Source organism: Streptomyces sp. NK15101 (assembly GCF_020400725.1).
GTDB lineage: Bacteria > Actinomycetota > Actinomycetes > Streptomycetales > Streptomycetaceae > Streptomyces.
In genome coordinates this window covers 1-570 of sequence record NZ_JAINVG010000214.1, presented here as the reverse complement: position 1 = coordinate 570, position 570 = coordinate 1, and the positions used below count along the sequence as shown (strand labels likewise).

Genomic DNA, 570 nt, shown 5'->3' with positions numbered 1-570 from the left:
GGAGCGATTACCCGCCTATGCACCTGAGCTCAACCCGGTGGAACTGCTGTGGTCCTCTCTCAAGAAGCGTGAACTCGCCAACCTCGCCGGCGACCACCTCGCCGATGTCGCCGATGCCACCGAGCAGGGCATCCGCCGCATCAACGACAACCCACAACTGCCCTGGTCCTACCTCACCCACACCGGCCTCACCCTCCACCCACCAACCCCGTCCAACTAACGAAAAGATCAGTAGTACTGCAACGGTCTTTGTCGTGACCGGTGGCCAGGCCGTTCGTTGGTGTGTTCACGGGTGGGGAGCTTGCTGACGGCCGGGTGTGGGCGGATGAACTGAAGGCTCTGCCCGAGCGGTTCGTGCACCGTTTCGCCAGGTCGGAGCCGCGTGAGTCAGCACTCGCGTATATGCGAGGGCTGATCGCTCCACTGGAGCGGAAGGACGGCTGGACACTGGCGGAGGAGGCCGGGCATGCGGGACCGGACCGGATCCACCGGCTGCTGAACCGGATCGAGTGGGACGCGGAGGAGGTCCTGGACGATGTCCGCGAGTACACCGACGACCGTGAACGCTGT

The 570-nt window shown here is 64.4% G+C and carries 2 pseudogenes; both read left to right on the top strand.

Features of this window, described 5'->3' with window-relative positions:
• A pseudogene (locus tag K7G60_RS38670) lies at nucleotides 1-220 on the top strand (hypothetical protein); the annotation flags it as partial.
• A gap of 62 nt (nucleotides 221-282) precedes the next feature.
• Nucleotides 283-570: pseudogene (locus K7G60_RS38665) on the top strand (IS701 family transposase); the annotation flags it as partial.